A 19,327-nucleotide genomic window follows, 5' to 3' on the forward strand; every position below is an offset into this window, starting at 1 on the left:
AACCAGCAAATTAAAAATGAAAATATTCATATTTAATTGAACAAAATAAGAAGTGTCAGTGTGCTACATCTTCAAATCCTATTCAAATATTTACAAAAACAAAAGCCGCAATAAACAGCGGCTTATGGACGATGGCAAACAACACCACTGGTGTTGTTTGCCGTTTCATACCGCCTTAGAACTTGTAACGAGCCCCCATTTGATAGCGTGCACCTAAATCGGTTGCATACCATAATTGCGTTTCGTTTCGAGCGTGTTCACGGATGTCTTCTTCAGTTATATTCAAACCTTCAAAGAACACTGTGAATTGGTCGTTAATATCGTAGCTAACGTTTACATCAAGTTGAGTATAAGACTCCACATAACGCGGGTTATTAGAACTACCTTTATTCACTTCTGCCAAGTATTTATCACGCCAGTTAAGGGCAACACGTGCTTGGAAACCATCTTTTTCGTACATAGCCACTAAGTTAGCCGTATCACTCAAACCCACTAAAGCAAATTGCGACTGGTTAGGATCCGCTTCGTTATCAAAGCCCACATCTCCGCGTACAAACGTATAGTTAGCCTGCACACCAAAGCCGGTATCACCAAAGAAATGTTGTACCGCAAATTCAGCGCCATAAATTTTGGCTGCTCGGTTATTGTCTGGTGTATTAGTACGGAAAATGACTTCAGGATCATCCTCATTTGCGACCAAATCCCAACCTTCGGTTTCGGCTAACTGTTGAATTTGTTCTGGCGAACCAGTGTAATCATCAGCTCCACCAGGGAAGGCTTCTGGTTGACTTAGCAATACCATCATGGCGTAAAGTGATGTGTCATCAAGTGTAATACCGCGGTCGGCTAGCGCTTGAACGGCAGCCTCGGCACGGGGACCGCCAGTTACATCACGAATACCTAGTAGCGGTTGGTCAACTTGACGGCTACCTAAGAAATTAACCACATCTTTTTGGAACAAACCGGCTGAAACATAACTTGTTTCATCGTAGTACCATTCCAATGATAAATCGACGTTAGACGACTCCAATGGTAATAAGGCAGGATTTGACGCATCCGCTGTTGGTTGCGCACCCAACAATGTTGAACCACCACCGCCAGCAAAGTTTGAAGCAGATACACCTAAACTTCCAAATCCTGCTCGAGCAATTGTTTTGCTATATGAGAAGCGACCGATTAAATCATCTTTAATCTCAAGTTTTAAATCCAGGCTCGGTAATAAAAAGTCATAGTCACTTTCTGCCGTAACATAACTGGTTTCTGAACCATCCACATATGACACTACGTCATTATTGTCTTCCCATTGAAAGTAGTTACGACTAATTAATGAAGTCGAAGTCACGTCTGTAGTTTCATAACGTACACCGGTTAAGATGCTAAATGGCATTTCTCCGATTTCACCTTCTAAGGCGACTTGAACGTAAGCGGCTAAGGAATCTTCTTGTATCGTATCGTCGAATGACAATGCATCCTCGGTTCCAGCTGGAATACCTGGATAAAGAGCTTCTGCTGCAGTATACAAATCAGGCGCGTTAGCAATGAAACCATAACCACCAGAGTTTGTGGTAAAGTCGTCAAACTCACCCGGCAAATCAAACGGTTGAATCAAGTCACCGAATTCACCAGGGTTAGCGACCCCCCAATTACCCAAAGCAATGTTGTTGCCGGCAGTTTGAAATGAGCGAGATTCCATTTCACGAGCTTCCACACCAAAATCAAAATGACCGCTGTCTAGGAAGTAAGTAGCGTCAAGTTTATACTGGGTGATTTTAGACTCTTGGCTGGCGTTTCTAATGCGAGCAATCGACGAACCTACATCACCGGCATCCACTTGCCCGTTATTGTTTGCACCTCGAATGCTGTCGTCATATACGTTAGTATAGGTAGGCAAGTCACCATCCCAAAACCATTCTCTTGAGGTCACTGTTGGCGCCCCTAAACCTACCGCCAGTTCGCCGGAACCTCTTGGACCTGTCCCCCGACTATGCATCGTTGAGTCGTGCGCATCAAACATGATTTTAAAATTATCATTAACATTGTATTCAAAGTTCACACCAATCGAATCTAGTGTATTCGTCTGTTCACGCCACTGTTGCTCGTACCCTTCATCTACACCTCCAGCATAGGTTTCAGATATATAGATGGGTGTTTTCACAGCAGAATTATCGAACTCTACCGTCCCGGTATTTGTACCGATTTGCAGCCAGTTACCAATTTCACCACGTTGCTCAACAATTTCGTTTTCAGCAAAGGTGTAGTCTAATGACGCTTTAAAGTCATCCGTTGGTGCAAACTGCAATGTTAGCTGCATATTGTCGCGAGTTCTTTGGGTATTTGAAAATGCATAACGGATGTCATTGGGACGCGCATAAAGCTGTCCCTGCTCTGGAGCATTAACATAGTTTGCTGTGGTGTTGTTATTCCACATTCTATCCGGATCGGCGATATCATCCCAATAGTCAATATTCCAGTTATTCACAGTGGCGCCGGTATAACCTGAATCACGTTCTTGATGCACAGCAGACAAACTCACACCAAATGTTTTCTCATCATTAGCGTAGCTTACAATAGTAGACAATTCAGGGGTAAGATCATCACCAGTACGGTTGGTAGTATCGTGTACCGCTTTTGCGCCGACAGTAGCAACAAAACCTTCTTGTTCAAGTGGTTTAGCGGTGATTATATTAATGGTTGCACCAATTCCACCAGTTGCAATGTTTGCTTTACCTGTTTTGTATACTTCGACAGCTCTGATACTTTCCGACGCTAGGTTTGCAAAATCGAATGAGCGCGTGTTTCCGCTTTGAGTTGTACCATCCGCACCTGAGCCTGCACCATAGGTTATTGCTGCAGGCATTGTTCTACCGTTTAAGGTAATCATGTTGTTTCCACCCGCAAAACCGCGGACAGTAACTTCAGAGCCTTCGCCATTGGTACGACTGATCGAAACACCGGTTATACGTTGCAGCGATTCTGCTAAGTTGGTGTCAGGGAATTTACCGATATCTTCAGCAGAAATAGCGTCAACTACACCAGCTGACGAGCGTTTTATGGCCGCAGCCTCTTGTAAACTTCCCCGTAAACCTGTTACTTGGATAACCTCTAAGTCTTCAGCTTCTTGTGCAGCTAGTGGTGCGCACAGTGAAGCCCCTAAAACGAGCGAAAGGCTCGTTGCTAGATGGGTTTTTGCAAACCTTGTTTTAGTCATGTTGTTTTCTCCCAAAAACTACCTTGATTGTACTCATTACTACATTTTTCACCCGCGCACGTCCTGCTTATGCCACCCTAAGGTTGTAAAATTATTGTAATAACAAGCAAAATGTAAGCGCTTTCATTAGAATAGAGCACGAAAATGTGGTCGTCAACTAATAATCATCGAAAATGAAACTTTTATTAACTATTTATTTACACTCTCTAAATTCACCGCTTTACGATGCTTTACTGAAAACCTTTAAACAAAAGGCTTATCGGCTAACCTGACAATGAAAGGTAGGTCCTAAAAAAGATAGGGGCAATTGAATGAGCATTATGAAAACCGCTATACGCTTAACTAAATATTAACAATTAAGAAATCAAAGACTGTTTGCGCGCTACCAAAGATGCTCTAAGTGCTTGTTAATTATTTGTTCTAGATAATTTTAATACGTAGAGAGCGGATTCAATAATAACGATATCAATACCCGCGCGGTTCGAATTTCCGTTGAGCAAAACTTGTTATTAAACTGACCTAGATCAATGTGACCTCATGAATTACTGATTAAATACAATTCAAGAATTCACATATAAGGGGAAACCATGATGACGAATTCAAAAGTAATGACGTTACTCAAAGTGGTGATGATCTCGGGATTATGTTTAATTATGTTAGGGATTTATTTACATCTTTTTAGTCAAACAATTGATGAGATGGGAATAGACGGAATCATCATCAGTGCAGCCTGTGTGGCAGTGGGAATGATTATGTCACTTCCAACTAAAATGATTATTACCTTTATTTTAGTCAAGCGTGAGTCCGAACAAACAGAGCGCGTCTTGGATAACAGAATATAGCCCCGTTATTTTAAAAATAATTTATTAATCGAAATTATTGACTAAATATCAATCAATATTATACTGTACAAAAACACAGTATAATATTGAGAGGATGTTATGACACGAGAATTAATTAATTTACACGATTCAATATGTGAATCCACTCGCAGTGAAATACAGCAACAAAGAATTGAACAAAAGAATAAAGATAGGGCCGTCCGAGACCAACAATTTGATAGCCTTATCAGGCGTTTGGATAATCTAAGAATGCTAGCGAAATCGAAAAATAAAAACCATAGCACCGAACGCAGAATTCAAACTAGTTTTGCTTTTTAAGTGTTTCCTTTAGCGATTATTAAAGGCTTACCTGAAAAGTTATTTTGATTAGATTTTGCAGAGCTGGATTAACCAGCTCTCAGGTTTTCAATACGTTTTTCCAATGGCGGATGACTTGAAAATAGCTTTTGTATTTTTCCTGCATTAATCGCAAAAGCAGCCATTTCGTCAGGCATATCAGGGGTTCCCTGAAAACTTTTCAATTTAGCTAGGGCCGCAATCATATTTGCCCTACCCGCGAGTTTCGCACCGCCTTCATCTGCTCTAAACTCTCTATATCGAGAAAACCACATCACTAACATCATCGCTAAAAATCCAAGTATAATCTCAGCAATAATAGAGACAATCCAAAAAGCCGGACCATGACCTCTTTCAACCTTAAAAACCACTCGATCAACGACATGCCCAATGACTCTAGATAGAAAAACGACAAAAGTGTTTACCACCCCTTGAATTAGGGTCATAGTGACCATGTCACCATTAGCGACGTGACTCACTTCGTGAGCAAGTACTGCCTCAACTTCATTTTTGTTCATATGTGAAAGAAGCCCCGTACTAACTGCGACTAACGCATTGTTGCGATTCCAGCCTGTCGCAAATGCATTAGGAGATTGACTATTAAAAAGTCCAACTTCAGGCATTCCAATACCCGCCATTTCAGCTTGCCGCCTTACCGTATCTACAAGCCATCGCTGAGTCGTATCTGCTGGTTGTTCAATAACATGAACCCCCATTGAGCGTTTGGCCATAAACTTGGAAAGAAACAAAGAAATAAAGGCCCCGCTAAAGCCAATAACTCCAGCATAAATCATTAGCGCAGTTAGGTCTAAATCAACCCCATTTTCTGCCAGCAATCCTTGAAACCCCAAAAGACTAAATGTCACGCTTAATAACGCTATGATGGCTATATTTGTACCTAAAAACAGAAATATTCTTAACATTTACGGCTCCTTTTTTCGGTTTAAAACGAACACTGCTTAGATAGAAATATTAACAATTATAAAAAGCAATCAAACAAGTTCATTTGCATAGTTCAATATGGGTCTTGAAAAAAATTGTGCAATAGAATAATTGCACTTTTTAGCGCTAATTTACGTAAAATATCGATAAGTTTTCTTTGAAACAACTTATCAGCCGTGTAATCTTAGAAAGTTTATCAATATTTTTACGGTTGAAATGATGATTTTGCTGAGTTGAAATCGGCAAAATAGGGTTAAATCCGTAAAATAAGTAGTTTTTGAGTGAAGATAGATGGCAATTGCAAAGTAAATTGTTGTTCAGTATCAATAACTCGCTATAATTTGTTATTCTTTGGTGAGTGACAAAATTTAAATTTAGATCGTTGGAGATTATTGTGAAATTAAAAGCGTTGTTGAGCGTGTTAGTTGGAAGTTTGTTGATGTTTGCCGTACAAGCGCAAAACATGACTGAGGAAGATATCAAATCCCGTATTGCGCCAGTTGGTTCTGTGCATGTTGCGGGTGCTAAAGCAGACTCGGCTGCAGCTTCAGGTCCTCGTTCTGGTGAAGACATATATAATACCGCTTGTTTCGCTTGCCATGCATCAGGTGTGTTAAATGCTCCTAAACTGCATGATGCCGCTGATTGGTCACCACGATTGGAAAAAGGAATCGACGAAGTATTGCATAACGCACTCAATGGACTTGGTTCTATGCCTCCAAGAGGAACCTGTGGCGATTGTTCAGATGACGATATTAAAGCAGCAATAGAGTTCATGATAGAAGGTGTCTGATTTTAGTTAGTTTCGCTGGTATAAGGTTCTTTATGATCAATCATTTATTGGATTAAATTAATTGACTGAAGACTGTAATGCAGGACAGTTAACAGTTGAGGAATTGCGAGAACTAATTCCTCAGCTTCAGCAGTTAACTGAAAAATATAAGCGCTCTGAGCATATCCAAAGAGCGCTTTTTGACATCTCAGAGTTAGCTGGTTCTATCAGCGAACTTTCACGCCTGTATGTAGCAATTCACGAAATCATTGGGCAATTCATGAATGCTCAAAACTTTTTTGTAGCCCTTTACGAAAAAGATGATGAGTTTGTGGAGTTCCCGTATTTCGTCGACCAGTTTGATGAAAGCGTAATCAAGCAAATTCCCGCGAAAGATTTACTCGGTGGTATCGCTGGCTATATTCTCAAAAGCGGCCAACATTTGGTTTTAACCGAAGAAAACTTCGAAAAAGAATCCAAAGAACGTAATTTCAAAGCAATTGGTAAAACGCCTGTAGATTTAATTGGTGTGCCTCTCAAGCGCGGCAATCGGGTTATCGGCGCTATGGTAGTTCAAAGCTACGACAAAGCGGTTCGATACGTTAAAGATGAATTAGATTTATTGCTGTTCGTATCTCAGCACATTGTTAATGCACTCGATAGAGTTAAAAGTCGAGAGCTGACAGAACAAACGATTCGCGAGAGAACAAAACAATTACGCGAAATTAACGATGAGCTTCAAGAAGAGATATTAGAGCGTCAAAAAGTTGAATCTTTACAACAAGCACTTTTTGAAATTTCTGAAATAGCAGCTTCTGTTGAAGGAGAGATGTCTGATTTCTATGCTAGTTTGCATGACATTCTAGCCCGCTTATTGAGTGCTCCTAACTGTTATGTTGCAATTATTGATGAAAAACAAAGCTCGCTGGAATTTCCATATTACAGTGATGAAATAGATGATGTTGTCAATTCAAGGCCGTTAAGTAATGGGCTCACCGAATTTGTATTGCGTTCAGGCAAAGCAGAATTAATCGATCCAGATCGGGTTAATGATTTAGCCGCTCAAAACGAGTTAGATCAAAAAACTGCAGATAACATGATAAAGCATACCAATTCTTGGATAGGCTCTCCTTTGTATGTGGATGGTGTTATTTCCGGCGTCATTGCAGTTCAAACCTATGGGAAAGACAGCAAATACACCCTTAAAGATTTGGAACTATTAAAGTTCGTTTCACACCATATTGCGGTAGCTATAGAACGTAAAAGAGCTGCAGAATCGATTCAAAAATATAATATGCAGTTAAGCCGAAAAGTGCGAGAACGCACTGACGAATTACATCAAACCAATTTGTATCTAAAGAAACAAATTGAAGAACGCAAAGACATAGAATTAAAGTTAATCCACGATGCCCACCATGACGCGCTCACCAACCTGCCCAATAGAGTCATGTTTAACAGTCGATTAGAATTAGCTGTTGCAAACAAAAATCGTTACCCTGAACATCAGTTTGCTGTGCTTTTTATCGACTTAGATAGGTTCAAGCAAATTAATGACAGCTTGGGTCACCATGCTGGTGATATGTTCTTAGTTGAAGTTGCCAAACGCATCAGTAAATGCATACGTGCCCACGACCTATTAGCTCGGCTAGGAGGCGATGAGTTTGTTATTCTGCTTGATAGCTTCGACGATTTTAATGATGTGGAAGAGGTTGCCAATCGGATTATTCAAACACTTGCAATTCCCTTTCAATTCGACAACAAAGAAATGTATTCAGGGGCGAGTATTGGAATATCAAATATTGAACAAGGATATAAAACAGCAGACGAATTGATTCGCGACGCAGATGCCGCTATGTACCAAGCAAAAGCACTGGGACGTGGACGCTTTGTACTGTTCGATACCAGTATGCGTCAAAAGCTATTGGAAGAACTCGAATTAGAAAATGAGTTTCGTAAAACCCTCAATAACCAACATTTTGACTCTCAAATTCAAGCGGTTGTAAATTTCCAAACTAATAGGATTCTCTATCACGAATTTTTTGTGCGTTGGATTCATCCTACAATAGGTAAAATAAAGCGGGAACAGTTCTGGAAGGTAGCCCAATCTAGTGGACTGACCGTAGAAATTGATAACTTTATGCTGGAGCAGGCCAGTAAGGTTTTGCAACATTGGCGCACATTAGGTGAGTCTGAAGCGACTCAAAAGATAGCAATTAACTTGTCAATTAGTCATCTTTCACAAAGTCGCCTAGTAAACCAGATAATTGAACGGGTTAAATCTGCGCAAATTGATCCATCGAATTTAGTGTTTGAGTTTGATGAAAACGAATTAAATCATCGCAGCCAGTTTATGTTACCAGCCATTAAAAAGCTTAAACGTTCCGGGGTAATTTTGGTTTTAGATAACTTTGGAAGTGGTCTTGCTTCTTTAAGTTATTTATACAGCTACCCATTTGATTACGTAAAAATTGATCATAAATTCGTTAAATCGATAACTCGCTCAAAACGCAATTACAATTTGATTCGTTCTGTATTAGCCATATCAAGTCAGTTGTCATTTAAACTGATAGCGGAAGGCATTGAAAATGAAGATCAGTACAATGCACTAGTCGAGGCGGGCTGCACCTTAGGCCAAGGTCATTATATACAATCACCCATCAGTATGACGGCGATTTTGGCACAAGATTCACTTCCCACTAGATAGAATGTTTCTCAAATTTGCTATTCCAGTTTGACCTTTTTGCTGGCGCACTTCTGCACTGTCTTTTACTTTTTTATGTTCCCAAACAATATCATCTTGAGGCAACTCGTAAAGAAAACGACTTGGTTCAGGTTGAATCACCTCACCAAATTGACGACGTTCTTTGCTTAAGGTAAAAAACAACTCCTTCTGTGCTCGAGTAATACCAACATAAGTCAATCGTCGCTCTTCTTCGATATTGTTTTCATCGATGCTACTTTGATGCGGTAATAGTCCTTCTTCCATACCAACCATGAAAACATAAGGAAATTCCAATCCTTTAGACGCATGTAAAGTCATAAGTTGTACCTGATCTGACTCCTCTGCGTCTTCGTTACGTTCCATCATATCTCGTAAAATTAACCGATTTACAACCTCTTGCAGGGTCATCGGTGGGTCCAGTTCATTGCCTTCGAGCATATCGCTTATCCAACCGAAAAGCGTACTGATATTTGCCATTGCCATTTCAGCTGCTTTGGGACTAGTGCTAGACTCGTAAAGCCATTCTTCGTACTGCATAGCTTTGATCATGCCCCGAATGGCAGCAATACCATCACCACGAACGGCGTTGTCAGAAGCTTCAACAATCCAGCGACTAAAGGCCTCGATATTCTGCTGGGCTTTGCCGCTTAAAACGCTGTGTAATTGCGGATGACACGCGGCCTCAAAAATAGAGCATCCTAACTGATTGGCAAAGCTACCTAACTTTTCTAAGGAAACACGGCCAATACCACGGGTAGGAGTGTTAATCACTCTAAGCAGCGCATTGTCGTCATCTTGATTAACTAATAGTCGTAAGTAAGCCATCAGGTCTTTGACCTCAGTGCGACCAAAGAACGACATTCCGCCATTGATTTTGTAAGGGATTCGATTACTCATCAATATCTTTTCAAACAACCGAGATTGATGATTGCCACGATACAAAATCGCATAATCTTTAAATTGGGTATTCTTCATAAACTTATGAGCAAGCAGTTCAGCAACAACCCGCTCTGCTTCATGCTCTTCATTCTTTGCAATCAGCACTTTAAGCGGCTCACCGTACCCTAATTCTGAAAACAACTTTTTTTCGAACACATGAGGGTTGTTTTGAATGAGAATATTCGCGCTATGAAGTATTCGCCCTGAAGAACGATAGTTTTGTTCCAGTTTTACTAGTTTCAAGCTGGGAAAATCTTGCTGCAAAAGCACTAAGTTTTGCGGTCTGGCTCCGCGCCAGGAGTAAATGGATTGGTCATCGTCCCCTACCACAGTAAACCTTGCCCGTTCCCCAACTAACAATCTGACCAGCTCGTACTGACTCGTATTGGTATCTTGGTATTCATCAACCAGCAAGTATTTAATTTTGTTTTGCCATTTTTGCCGAACGGTTTCATTATTTTGTAAAAGCAAGGTAGGCATCAAGATTAAATCATCAAAATCTAGTGCGTTGTAGGCTCTAAGATGTGTTTGATATTCATGATAAACTTTCGCAAATTCCACTTCTCCGGGCGACAATGCACGCTTTTGCAACTGTTCAGGCAAGATTAGATCATTTTTCCAATTTGAAATACACGACTGCAACAAGCTCAATTGCTCTTTATCACCATCAAGAGAGTCTTCGGTTAGATCTTTTAGCAAGGCCATGGTGTCTTTGTCGTCAAATAATGAGAATCCAGGTTTGATCCCTAAACTACGAAACTCCGACTTGATGATATTCAGACCCATGGTATGGAAGGTAGAAACTTTGAGACCACGAGCGTCTTTTTTGCCCATAGTTTGGGCCACACGCTCTTTCATTTCTCTGGCGGCTTTATTGGTGAAAGTTACCGCGGCAATTTGACGAGCAGGAATACCACACTGTTGAACCAAGTATGCGATTTTATTTGTAATTACCCGAGTTTTACCACTGCCCGCCCCTGCGAGCACTAAGCATGGGCCTGAGATAAATTTGACTGCTTGATTTTGACCGTCGTTGAGTTTCATGGGTGTATCTTTAAAAAATGGCCGGGAATTGTAAAAAATTAACGACCGAATAGCTAGCATCGTTATATCAATTCAGGACTTTTACTACAAATGCAGTAAGTTCAACATTCGTCTGTTACAATCATATTTTTATTTGGAGGCTCTATCCATGTTGGATCCGAAAAAACTGGAAGATATCGCAAAACAAATAACTGATTCGATTCCCCCTGGTGTGAAAACCATGGCTGAAGGAGCGGAGGCAAAAGTAAAACAGGTTCTTCAATCTCAGTTGAGCCGCCTAGACTTCGTAAGCAGGGAAGAGTTTGATGTACAAAGTCAGGTGCTGATTCGCACACGAGAAAAACTCGAAGCCTTAGAAGCTAGACTAGATAAGTTGGAAAATCCAAGTCCTTCAACTGAAAAGACTAACTAAATTCGGTTTTCCAACGACTATAACCAATAGTGACAAAGCATTCCAATTGCTACGCCCATACCTGCGTAATGGTTGTTTAAAAATGCTTTAAAACAATTCACTCTGTTTCTATCCTTAATTAGATACTGTTGGTAAACAAAAAATCCTGCCATGGCCAAAAGCGAAATATACATTGGCCATGTCATGTTTAAATAGTAAGCCACAAATCCCAGCAACAGCAAAGTGACTATTTGGGTGATACCCACAGCAAGTTTGTCGGCCTGACCACATAGCACGGCTGTGGACTTAACTCCAATTTTTAGATCATCATCTCGGTCGACCATGGCATATTCAGTGTCATAACCCACAGTCCAGATCACGTTTATCAAAAAAAGTAACCAAGCAATCCAATTGAGATGTTCGTTGATCGCCATGAAAGCCATTGGAATTGACCAACTAAAAGCAGCACCTAACACCACTTGAGGAAGGTTGGTAAAACGCTTCATAAACGGATAGATAATCGCTAACGCTAACGCCCCAAACGACAAAAGAATTGTTTGATAGTTGAGGGTTAAAACCAATAAAAGAGAAATAAGTACTAACCCGGCAAACAGCAACAAGGCTTCTTTTTCAGATACTTCTCCACTGACTAATGGTCGTGATTTAGTACGTTCAACTTTGCCATCCACATGCCGGTCCGCATAATCATTGATAACACATCCAGCACTGCGCATCGCAAAGACACCAATAACAAAAACAATAACTATCTGTATTGGTGGATTGCCTTGGGCAGCGATGAGCAATGCCCAGACCGTCGGCCACAACAATAAATAGCTACCTATTGGCTTATCCATACGGGCCAATCTGATCAATGCGTGAATTTTACTATTCCCCATATTTAGCCTTGTTTAGAGTAAGCTGGACAATCAGGAAGAAATATCTCTGCGACCATCAACTGTAGTTGCTTAAAATCAAACACCGAGCGACGTCCCCACAATGGACGCTGCGCTGAAATTGCTAGCAAATCAGAAAAGTGACGCGTATCGGGTAACTTTAACAGCTGAAATGGACTGCGTACAAACCGACTATCATTGAAGATAATTTTTCCCAATGGTTGATTTCCCAACTCGACTAAATCCATTTCACAAAGTTGTTGCGGCAAAATCGAACGAGCAAACACCCAAGGCTGGCCATTACCACATAAAATCACTTCTCTAACTTGCCATTGAGTGTCATTTACTAACAGAGAACCTGAACTAAGTTGGGTCAATTCCTCAAGCTCTGGCTGCATCTGCCGTTGACCTATTAATTCAAGCTTAAAATCCGCACAGTGTGATTGCAATCGTTCAGTAAGTGAGCCGGTATCTAAAAGCCAATTTTTTAGATAGGGATCGCTAACAGTAAGATCGTCTGCTGACAACCAATTTGCTGGGATTGAAACGGGAAATTGAGTTTGCTGAATCAAAATTGCGCTAAGTCCATGAAAATATGACGCTATCATACCAATAGCTGCTAACATACTGAAGATAATAGGTTGATAAGATTTATCGCCAAAGTGTAAAGATTATAATCTTCAGTTTGTAATAGGCAAATTGGTTAAATTAATTCTCTACAATTGCTAAACTAAAGACATTTGAATTGGCACTTAATAAAGCCATTAAAATTCGCATTTAAATAATTCGAGATAACAATATGAAATCTGTGCTTTTTGCGTTCATTCTAGCGATTACTTCAAGTCAATTTATTGGAACCGCCCACGGCCAATCAAATTTCGCTTACTATGGATTAGAGCCAGATATCGTTACTAACTTTTTAGGCTCCAACGCGAACAATTTAGGTTTTGTCCGCACGACTATAGAGCTAATGTTGGAAGATGCGGATTATATTGAAGCTGTTGAGCACCATTCGCCACTATTAAGAGCGACAGTCATAGACATACTCGGCAGACAACCAAAAGACAAAGTAAAATCTCTTACCGGCAGAGAAGACTTCCGCAGAAGCAGCCTTGAACGACTTAGAGAGTTAATGGAAAAAGAAACGGGGAAACCGATGATAAAAGACATCATCATCACTAAATTTATTGTGCAAGGCGGATAGCTAGCCTGTTGTAAGTTAGTTTTTACTGTGGTTTTTTTGAGTGAAGTAAACGTAGCACCAAGCAATTGCGCATCCGCATACCAAGCCTAAAGTATGAGCGGTATTGGCAACCGAAACCCATAATACATCGATGTACCCTAAGACCAACCAGACTAACGAAAAACCAATAATGTAGTTAGGTAATGCGAGCCCCCATTGTGGACGCAGCCAGCCGCACCACCACACAAAACCAATAATTCCATATACCACACCAGACAAACCACCAAAATCAGGACCTGACATCAGTAATTGACCAATATTAGGAATAATTGCAGTTATCAAAAAGACTAACAGTAAGGTGCTAGAACCAAACTTCTTCTCAATTTCCTTGCCGGCTAACCACCACCAAAGCAGATTAAAAATAATGTGCATTTCGTCAAAGTGAATAAATGCAGGCGTAATAGCTCTCCACCATTCCCCTGTTTCAATCAGTAAAGACCAGGGCAATAACATCAGGTTCTCTCTGACCCAAATGAAGCCACCCGCGATAGAACCCAAATAAACCAGAATACATATGCCCATTATCAGCCACATGAACGGGGTTTGTTGGAACATACTCCAACGCAGTTTGGGGAATACTGATTTTTGTCTAGAACGTAAGAGTTGTTGCTCTAATTCCCAAGCGTGTTTCTGATACTTAGGATCTGTCGGGTTATCGACAAATTCCTTAACAATAAACGCGGCTTCTTGAAGGCAGGCAGGATCGTCAAGTAAGACTTGATGGTTTAAGTCTCCTTCTGCATAAGCATAACTAGCTGGGATATTCTGGCTAATTAAGTAAGTAACCAACAACATTGCAGGACTTTCATGGCCAAAGCTAACTAACTCGAGAGATTTACTCACAATTTTAGTCTGCTTCCTGAGAGACGAAAGGCATGGCAGCCTTCCAAGCTTCAAAACCACCATCCATGCTATAAACTTGCTCGAAGCCCTGATGAATCAAAAATTGAGCCGCTTGTTGGCTACTAATACCATGATAACAACAAACAATAACCGGGGTTTCGAATTCAGTTTCTGACATAAACTGCTGCAAACTACCATTGGTTAAATGCACCGCACCTTCAATATGACCAGCCGCAAATGACTGTTCATCTCGAATGTCTACTAGTTGCGCTTTTTTGTCTAACAAAAGAGCTTGTGTTTGTTCTACGGAAATATGTTCGAACTGCTCCAAATCGACCCCTATCTACTATTGTTTAGTTAACGACTACCAATTTAATATCACTTTACCAGATTGTCCCGACTCCATAGCATCAAAGCCTTGTTGGAAGTCGTCGATAGAAAACTGATGGGTAATAATAGGATCTAAGTTCAATCCTGACTGCAAGAGACTAGCCATTTTATACCAAGTTTCAAACATTTCACGGCCATAAACACCTTTAATGGTTAAACCTTTGAAAATCACTTGGTTCCAGTCTATTGCCACATCTTTAGGTGGAATGCCCAACATGGCAACTTTACCACCATTATTCATTTTAGCCAGCATATCTCGTAATGCAGAGGGAACGCCTGACATTTCTAAACCAACATCAAACCCTTCGGTCATCCCTAATTCAAGCATCACATCTTGCAAATTTTGAGTGGCGACATTTACCGTGCGAGTTGCGCCCATTTTGTTAGCCAAATCTAAGCGATAATCGTTGATGTCGGTGATAACCACATACCTAGCACCGGCATGCTTTGCCACAGCTGCAGCCATAATACCAATAGGGCCAGCCCCGGTGATCAATACATCTTCGCCAACCAAGTCAAATGACAAAGCAGTGTGAACTGCATTGCCAAAAGGGTCAAAAATCGACGCTAGCTCATCGCTGATATTGTCGGGAATTTTAAATGCATTAAACGCAGGAATCACCAGGTACTCAGCAAAAGCCCCAGGGCGATTTACACCAACACCTTCGGTATTGCGACACAGGTGGCGTCTACCAGCACGACAGTTTCGACAGTGCCCGCAAGTTATGTGTCCTTCACCAGAGACCCGATCCCCTATGTTAAAACCTCTGACTTCCTGACCAATTTCAACCACTATGCCAACATATTCATGACCTACAATCATCGGCACAGGAATGGTATTTTGTGACCATTCGTCCCATTGATAAATATGCATGTCTGTGCCACATATTGCGGTTTTATTGATTTTAATTAGTAGATCATTGTGACCAACTTCAGGGACAGGAGCATCGTTCATCCATATCCCTTTTTCGGGGTATAATTTCGCAAGTGATTTCATGAGATCACCTTCAATTCACGACCGACATCGATAAAAGCATCGATTGCACGATCAACCTGCTCGATTGAGTGAGCGGCAGACATTTGCGTGCGAATTCGCGCTTGCCCTTTTGGTACAACAGGAAAAGAGAAGCCAACCACATAAATGCCTCGTTCTAACATCTTGTCAGCCATTTCACTGGCTAGCTTCGCGTCACCTAACATCACCGGAATAATTGCATGGTCTTTGCCTGATAAGGTAAAACCGGCACTTTCCATACGGCTTCTAAAATGTTTAGCATTTCGGTTAAGTTGCTGGCGTAATTCATGCCCTTGCTCCAGCATCGAAAATACTTTCAATGACGCAGCAACAATTGGAGGTGCAACAGAATTAGAAAACAAATATGGTCGAGAGCGTTGACGCAACCATTCGACGACTTCTTTTTTACCTGATGTGTAACCACCTGATGCACCGCCAAGCGCTTTACCAAGAGTACCGGTAATGATATCTACCCGCCCCATAACATCATTGTATTCATGGCTACCGCGTCCGTTTTCACCGACAAACCCAGTAGCATGACAATCATCGACCATTACCATGGCATCGTATTTGTCAGCTAAGTCGCAAATACTATGCAAATCGGCTATCACACCATCCATCGAGAAAACGCCATCGGTGGCAATTAATTTAAAACGTGCGCCATCTTTTTCGGCTTGAATCAATTGCTCTTCCAACGCTTGCATGTCGTTATTCGCATAACGATATCGCTTGGCTTTGCATAGACGAACACCGTCAATAATACTGGCATGATTCAAAGCATCAGAGATAATGGCATCTTCAGGGCCCATAATAGTCTCAAACAAACCGCCATTAGCATCAAAACATGATGGATATAAAATGGTGTCCTGCATTCCCAAAAAAGCACTGATTTTTTGCTCTAACTGCTTATGGATATCTTGGGTTCCACAGATAAAGCGCACCGAGGCCATACCAAATCCATGCTCATCTAAACCGTCTTTAGCGGCGGCAATTAACGCCTCATGATTGGCTAATCCTAAATAATTATTAGCACAAAAATTAAGTACATGTTCACCGCTTTGAACAACTATATCAGCGCTCTGGGCTGAAGTAATTACACGCTCGGATTTATACAAGCCATCTTGTTTGACTTGTTCAATTTGCTGATTGAGATGTTGGTAGAATGATTGACTCATATTGCCCCCAATGAATTAGATGGCGCTATATTAAAAGAAATTTTCGCTAGGTAATACGTTGTGCCACTGCTTTGGCACTAATTATAGGACATGTTGAGGTGTAAGGATTTAATTACACACGGAATTTAGCACAGAAGGCGAAGTGGACATGGCAGTCACAATCGCAATCTTTGCACGCAATTAATGGGACTGACCGTATTGCCAAATTCCATTTTTACAGTACTTTTGTAACTCTTCGAACAACAAATCTTCGGGGATAGGTTTTGCAATATAGAAACCTTGCGCCATGTTGCAATCAAACTGTTTGAGTAAATCAATCTGCAATTGTTCTTCTATCCCTTCGGCAATTACTTTCATTTTTAAGTTTTGCACCATGGACACAGTCGCCGCCACTATCTGCCTATCGGCATCATTGGATAACATACCGTCAATAAACGCGCGGTCTATTTTAATAAAATTCGCGGGCATTGTTTTCAAGTAACTTAAGGAAGAATAGCCGGTGCCAAAATCATCAATAGAAATTAAGAAGCCTTTATCAATTAACCTTTGCATAATCTCGTTGGTACGCTGGATATCAGACACTAAGGTTCTCTCGGTCAATTCCAATTCGATTAAGCTGGGTTTCAACCCAGAACTTTTTATTTTTTCCTCTAAATAGGGGACTAAATCAGGATCAAGAAATTGAATACCGGCCAAATTAATTGCTATTTTTAAATCGGGATATCCTTGTTGTTTAAACGTTTGCAGCAAACTAAACGCATTTTCAATACACCAATATCCAAGGGTCAACATAAACTCAGTGTTTTCTAGGATAGGGATGAAATCACCCGGTGAAATAGGTCCCCTGTCAGGGTGATTCCAGCGCAACAAGGCTTCAAACCCCACAAGACGTCCAGTTTCTAGCTCTATCTGGGGTTGTAAGGAAAAACTAAAATTATCGTTTATAAGAGCAATTCGGGCCTCATCTTCTAGGGCTACTTTATCTATGGCATTTTTCGACATAGATTCGATATATAGCTTGATACAGTTACCGCCATCGTTCTTCGCGTGGTACATAGCAATGTCTGCACAACGAATCAGTTCATTGACGTTAGTTTCTGCCGATGATGTGTGAGCAAAGCCGACACTGGTTGATACATAAAAACGCAATTGCGCCACGTTTATCGGCGCTCTAAAGCGATCCAGAAGTTTCTCGGCAACTTTGATGGCACTTTTGATATCCTCTACATTGTTCAATAAAATTGCAAATTCATCACCACCTAGTCGACAAACGATGCCATTTTCATCTAATGCACTTTGGAAACGAGCTGCAGCCTCTCTTAATAATTCATCGCCAATTGTATGCCCATAACTATCATTTACTTTTTTAAAGTCATCTAAGTCGAACATCATTAACACGACAAACTTTTCACTCTCGACTAACTTTGCCACCGCCTCTTTAGTTTTACTCACCAACATATTCCGGTTGGGTAGATTAGTTAGCTGGTCATACATAGCCATTTTTTCTAATTCATTGGCTTTGGTTAAAACTTCATTATCAAGTTGCTCAAGGCGATCAGCCAGTTTATTAGCGGAGGCATTTAGGGTGTCCAGCTCATCTTTAAAATAATGTGTAGTCACTCTGTTTCGGAGTCTAAATTGTTGATACTCCCGCAACGCTAACAGCGGCAAGCGTTCGCTGAAATCAATTAAGCGCTGACGTACGCTGTTGGTAATCAAATAGAATAACAACATGGCCAGCACAAACACCACAGATGCAGTGATCAGTATAGTTTGTTGGTAGGCACGGTGGGCTAACATCATTGGCGTAATATCGTATGCTGCCAAAATATAATCATCATCGGCATTTACAGTCGACATTGGAATAACCACAGCAAAATAATGTTTATTGTTGATATTTAACTGGGCTCCTTCAACGGTAAGTTTATCAATGGTTAGCTTTGCCGGAAACGAATCAATTAAGGGTTCAAATAAGTCAAAATGTTTAACCGCCAATGGTTCTCTTATTCGGAAATCCCGAGCATATTTAGCCTCAGTTTTATTAGACACATAAACTAATGCAAGGGTGGCATCTGTAGACTGATTAAGAAATGCTAGTGTATCAATTAGACTTAGACTCAATGTAATGACTGCTACACTTCCATCCGCCTGAAACAGAGGAATAGACAAAATCTGTGAACACTGAGGTACACAAAATGTGCTTTCTTTAGGTGACTGATTTTCAAAAACATACTCCGTATTTTTCAGAATATGCGGTGGTATATCCGATTCAGAGGAATACATTAGGTTTTTTTGGCTATCGAAAAGCCAACCTTCTTCCACTTGCATGTTCAATTGCAAAAACTCAAAACGAGAAGATAAGGTTTTAGCTAATGCTTGAACCGGTTCAGGCTCGTTCTGATGTAACTGAACCAACATCTCAACCCAAGACTCAATGCGGGCGCTAAATATCTTATTTAATAGTAAGTATTGACTTTGATTTTGATGCTTGATTTCTTGTTGTTTGAGTATGAAGTCCTGATTGGTTTTTTGTAACCAGAGAAAGGACATAGATATTCCCAAAACCAATAAA

The 19,327-nt window shown here is 40.7% G+C and carries 16 protein-coding genes; 6 read left to right on the forward strand and 10 right to left on the reverse strand.

Going from position 1 to position 19,327, the window contains the following annotated elements; all coding sequences use genetic code 11:
* Positions 1-175 precede the first annotated feature (175 nt).
* Complete coding sequence (locus ABWV72_RS11295) at positions 176-3,208, reverse strand: TonB-dependent receptor (RefSeq protein WP_353370601.1); 3,033 nt, start codon at positions 3,206-3,208, stop codon at positions 176-178.
* Positions 3,209-3,798: 590 nt separating this feature from the next.
* Between ABWV72_RS11295 and ABWV72_RS11300 the strand changes: the two genes are divergently transcribed.
* Positions 3,799-4,050, forward strand: coding sequence for a hypothetical protein (locus ABWV72_RS11300; protein WP_303500124.1), 252 nt, complete (start codon positions 3,799-3,801; stop codon positions 4,048-4,050).
* Between the two features lie 99 nt (positions 4,051-4,149).
* On the forward strand, positions 4,150-4,368 hold the full coding sequence (locus ABWV72_RS11305; protein WP_216049344.1) for a hypothetical protein: 219 nt from the start codon (positions 4,150-4,152) through the stop codon (positions 4,366-4,368).
* Between the two features lie 68 nt (positions 4,369-4,436).
* On the opposite strand, the gene htpX is transcribed toward ABWV72_RS11305, so the two are convergent.
* On the reverse strand, positions 4,437-5,309 hold the full coding sequence (gene htpX, locus ABWV72_RS11310; protein ID WP_353370603.1) for a protease HtpX: 873 nt from the start codon (positions 5,307-5,309) through the stop codon (positions 4,437-4,439).
* A gap of 413 nt (positions 5,310-5,722) precedes the next feature.
* Between htpX and ABWV72_RS11315 the strand changes: the two genes are divergently transcribed.
* Together ABWV72_RS11315 and ABWV72_RS11320 are read left to right on the forward strand one after the other, a co-directional pair.
* Positions 5,723-6,121 carry a c-type cytochrome gene (locus tag ABWV72_RS11315; protein ID WP_353370605.1) on the forward strand — a complete coding sequence of 133 codons (399 nt, stop codon included), beginning with the start codon at positions 5,723-5,725 and terminating at the stop codon, positions 6,119-6,121.
* 61 nt (positions 6,122-6,182) lie between these two features.
* Positions 6,183-8,804 carry a sensor domain-containing phosphodiesterase gene (locus ABWV72_RS11320; protein WP_353370607.1) on the forward strand — a complete coding sequence of 874 codons (2,622 nt, stop codon included), beginning with the start codon at positions 6,183-6,185 and terminating at the stop codon, positions 8,802-8,804.
* Here ABWV72_RS11320 and rep read toward each other — a convergent pair.
* Complete coding sequence (gene rep / locus ABWV72_RS11325; protein WP_216049348.1) at positions 8,787-10,805, reverse strand: DNA helicase Rep; 2,019 nt, start codon at positions 10,803-10,805, stop codon at positions 8,787-8,789. The two genes, ABWV72_RS11320 and rep, sit on opposite strands and share 18 nt — an antisense overlap.
* A 148-nt stretch (positions 10,806-10,953) precedes the next feature.
* Here rep and ubiK point away from each other — a divergent pair, with 148 nt between their 5' ends.
* On the forward strand, positions 10,954-11,217 hold the full coding sequence (gene ubiK, locus ABWV72_RS11330; RefSeq protein ID WP_353370610.1) for a ubiquinone biosynthesis accessory factor UbiK: 264 nt from the start codon (positions 10,954-10,956) through the stop codon (positions 11,215-11,217).
* A 17-nt stretch (positions 11,218-11,234) separates the two neighbouring features.
* On the opposite strand, the gene ubiA is transcribed toward ubiK, so the two are convergent.
* Both ubiA and ABWV72_RS11340 read right to left on the reverse strand, forming a co-directional pair.
* The gene (ubiA, locus tag ABWV72_RS11335) at positions 11,235-12,092 is read right to left on the reverse strand and encodes a 4-hydroxybenzoate octaprenyltransferase (protein WP_353370612.1); all 858 of its coding nucleotides are present in this window, start codon (positions 12,090-12,092) and stop codon (positions 11,235-11,237) included.
* A 2-nt stretch (positions 12,093-12,094) separates the two neighbouring features.
* Positions 12,095-12,697 carry a chorismate--pyruvate lyase family protein gene (locus ABWV72_RS11340; protein ID WP_353370614.1) on the reverse strand — a complete coding sequence of 201 codons (603 nt, stop codon included), beginning with the start codon at positions 12,695-12,697 and terminating at the stop codon, positions 12,095-12,097.
* 191 nt (positions 12,698-12,888) lie between these two features.
* On the opposite strand from ABWV72_RS11340, the gene ABWV72_RS11345 reads away from it, so the two are divergent.
* Entirely contained in the window at positions 12,889-13,293 is a 405-nt protein-coding gene (locus ABWV72_RS11345) for a flagellar basal body-associated protein FliL (protein ID WP_216049352.1), read from the forward strand.
* Between the two features lie 15 nt (positions 13,294-13,308).
* On the opposite strand, the gene glpG is transcribed toward ABWV72_RS11345, so the two are convergent.
* The 5 genes from glpG to ABWV72_RS11370 form a co-directional block, all read right to left on the reverse strand.
* Positions 13,309-14,175, reverse strand: coding sequence for a rhomboid family intramembrane serine protease GlpG (gene glpG, locus ABWV72_RS11350; RefSeq protein ID WP_216049353.1), 867 nt, complete (start codon positions 14,173-14,175; stop codon positions 13,309-13,311).
* 4 nt (positions 14,176-14,179) lie between these two features.
* Positions 14,180-14,506 (reverse strand): thiosulfate sulfurtransferase GlpE, encoded by a 327-nt coding sequence (gene glpE / locus ABWV72_RS11355; RefSeq protein WP_216049354.1) that lies wholly within the window; start codon positions 14,504-14,506, stop codon positions 14,180-14,182.
* A gap of 33 nt (positions 14,507-14,539) precedes the next feature.
* Positions 14,540-15,562 (reverse strand): L-threonine 3-dehydrogenase, encoded by a 1,023-nt coding sequence (tdh, locus tag ABWV72_RS11360; protein WP_303500090.1) that lies wholly within the window; start codon positions 15,560-15,562, stop codon positions 14,540-14,542.
* Positions 15,559-16,755 carry a glycine C-acetyltransferase gene (gene kbl, locus ABWV72_RS11365; RefSeq protein WP_216049356.1) on the reverse strand — a complete coding sequence of 399 codons (1,197 nt, stop codon included), beginning with the start codon at positions 16,753-16,755 and terminating at the stop codon, positions 15,559-15,561. Before kbl ends, tdh begins: the two co-directional genes overlap by 4 nt.
* 180 nt (positions 16,756-16,935) lie before the next feature.
* Positions 16,936-19,305, reverse strand: coding sequence for a putative bifunctional diguanylate cyclase/phosphodiesterase (locus tag ABWV72_RS11370; protein ID WP_353370618.1), 2,370 nt, complete (start codon positions 19,303-19,305; stop codon positions 16,936-16,938).
* Positions 19,306-19,327: the final 22 nt, after the last annotated feature.

Source organism: Aliiglaciecola sp. NS0011-25 (assembly GCF_040370605.1).
In the GTDB taxonomy this organism is placed as follows: domain Bacteria; phylum Pseudomonadota; class Gammaproteobacteria; order Enterobacterales; family Alteromonadaceae; genus Aliiglaciecola; species Aliiglaciecola lipolytica_A.

Coding starts and splice junctions, on each gene's coding strand:
- ABWV72_RS11370 (WP_353370618.1), bottom strand. CDS start 19,305: ATGTCCTTTCTCTGGTTACAAAAAACCAATCAGGACTTCATACTCAAA.
- htpX (WP_353370603.1), bottom strand. CDS start 5,309: ATGTTAAGAATATTTCTGTTTTTAGGTACAAATATAGCCATCATAGCG.
- rep (WP_216049348.1), bottom strand. CDS start 10,805: ATGAAACTCAACGACGGTCAAAATCAAGCAGTCAAATTTATCTCAGGC.
- ABWV72_RS11295 (WP_353370601.1), bottom strand. CDS start 3,208: ATGACTAAAACAAGGTTTGCAAAAACCCATCTAGCAACGAGCCTTTCG.
- tdh (WP_303500090.1), bottom strand. CDS start 15,562: ATGAAATCACTTGCGAAATTATACCCCGAAAAAGGGATATGGATGAAC.
- ubiK (WP_353370610.1), top strand. CDS start 10,954: ATGTTGGATCCGAAAAAACTGGAAGATATCGCAAAACAAATAACTGAT.
- ABWV72_RS11345 (WP_216049352.1), top strand. CDS start 12,889: ATGAAATCTGTGCTTTTTGCGTTCATTCTAGCGATTACTTCAAGTCAA.
- ABWV72_RS11300 (WP_303500124.1), top strand. CDS start 3,799: ATGACGAATTCAAAAGTAATGACGTTACTCAAAGTGGTGATGATCTCG.
- ubiA (WP_353370612.1), bottom strand. CDS start 12,092: ATGGGGAATAGTAAAATTCACGCATTGATCAGATTGGCCCGTATGGAT.
- ABWV72_RS11340 (WP_353370614.1), bottom strand. CDS start 12,697: ATGATAGCGTCATATTTTCATGGACTTAGCGCAATTTTGATTCAGCAA.
- kbl (WP_216049356.1), bottom strand. CDS start 16,755: ATGAGTCAATCATTCTACCAACATCTCAATCAGCAAATTGAACAAGTC.
- ABWV72_RS11305 (WP_216049344.1), top strand. CDS start 4,150: ATGACACGAGAATTAATTAATTTACACGATTCAATATGTGAATCCACT.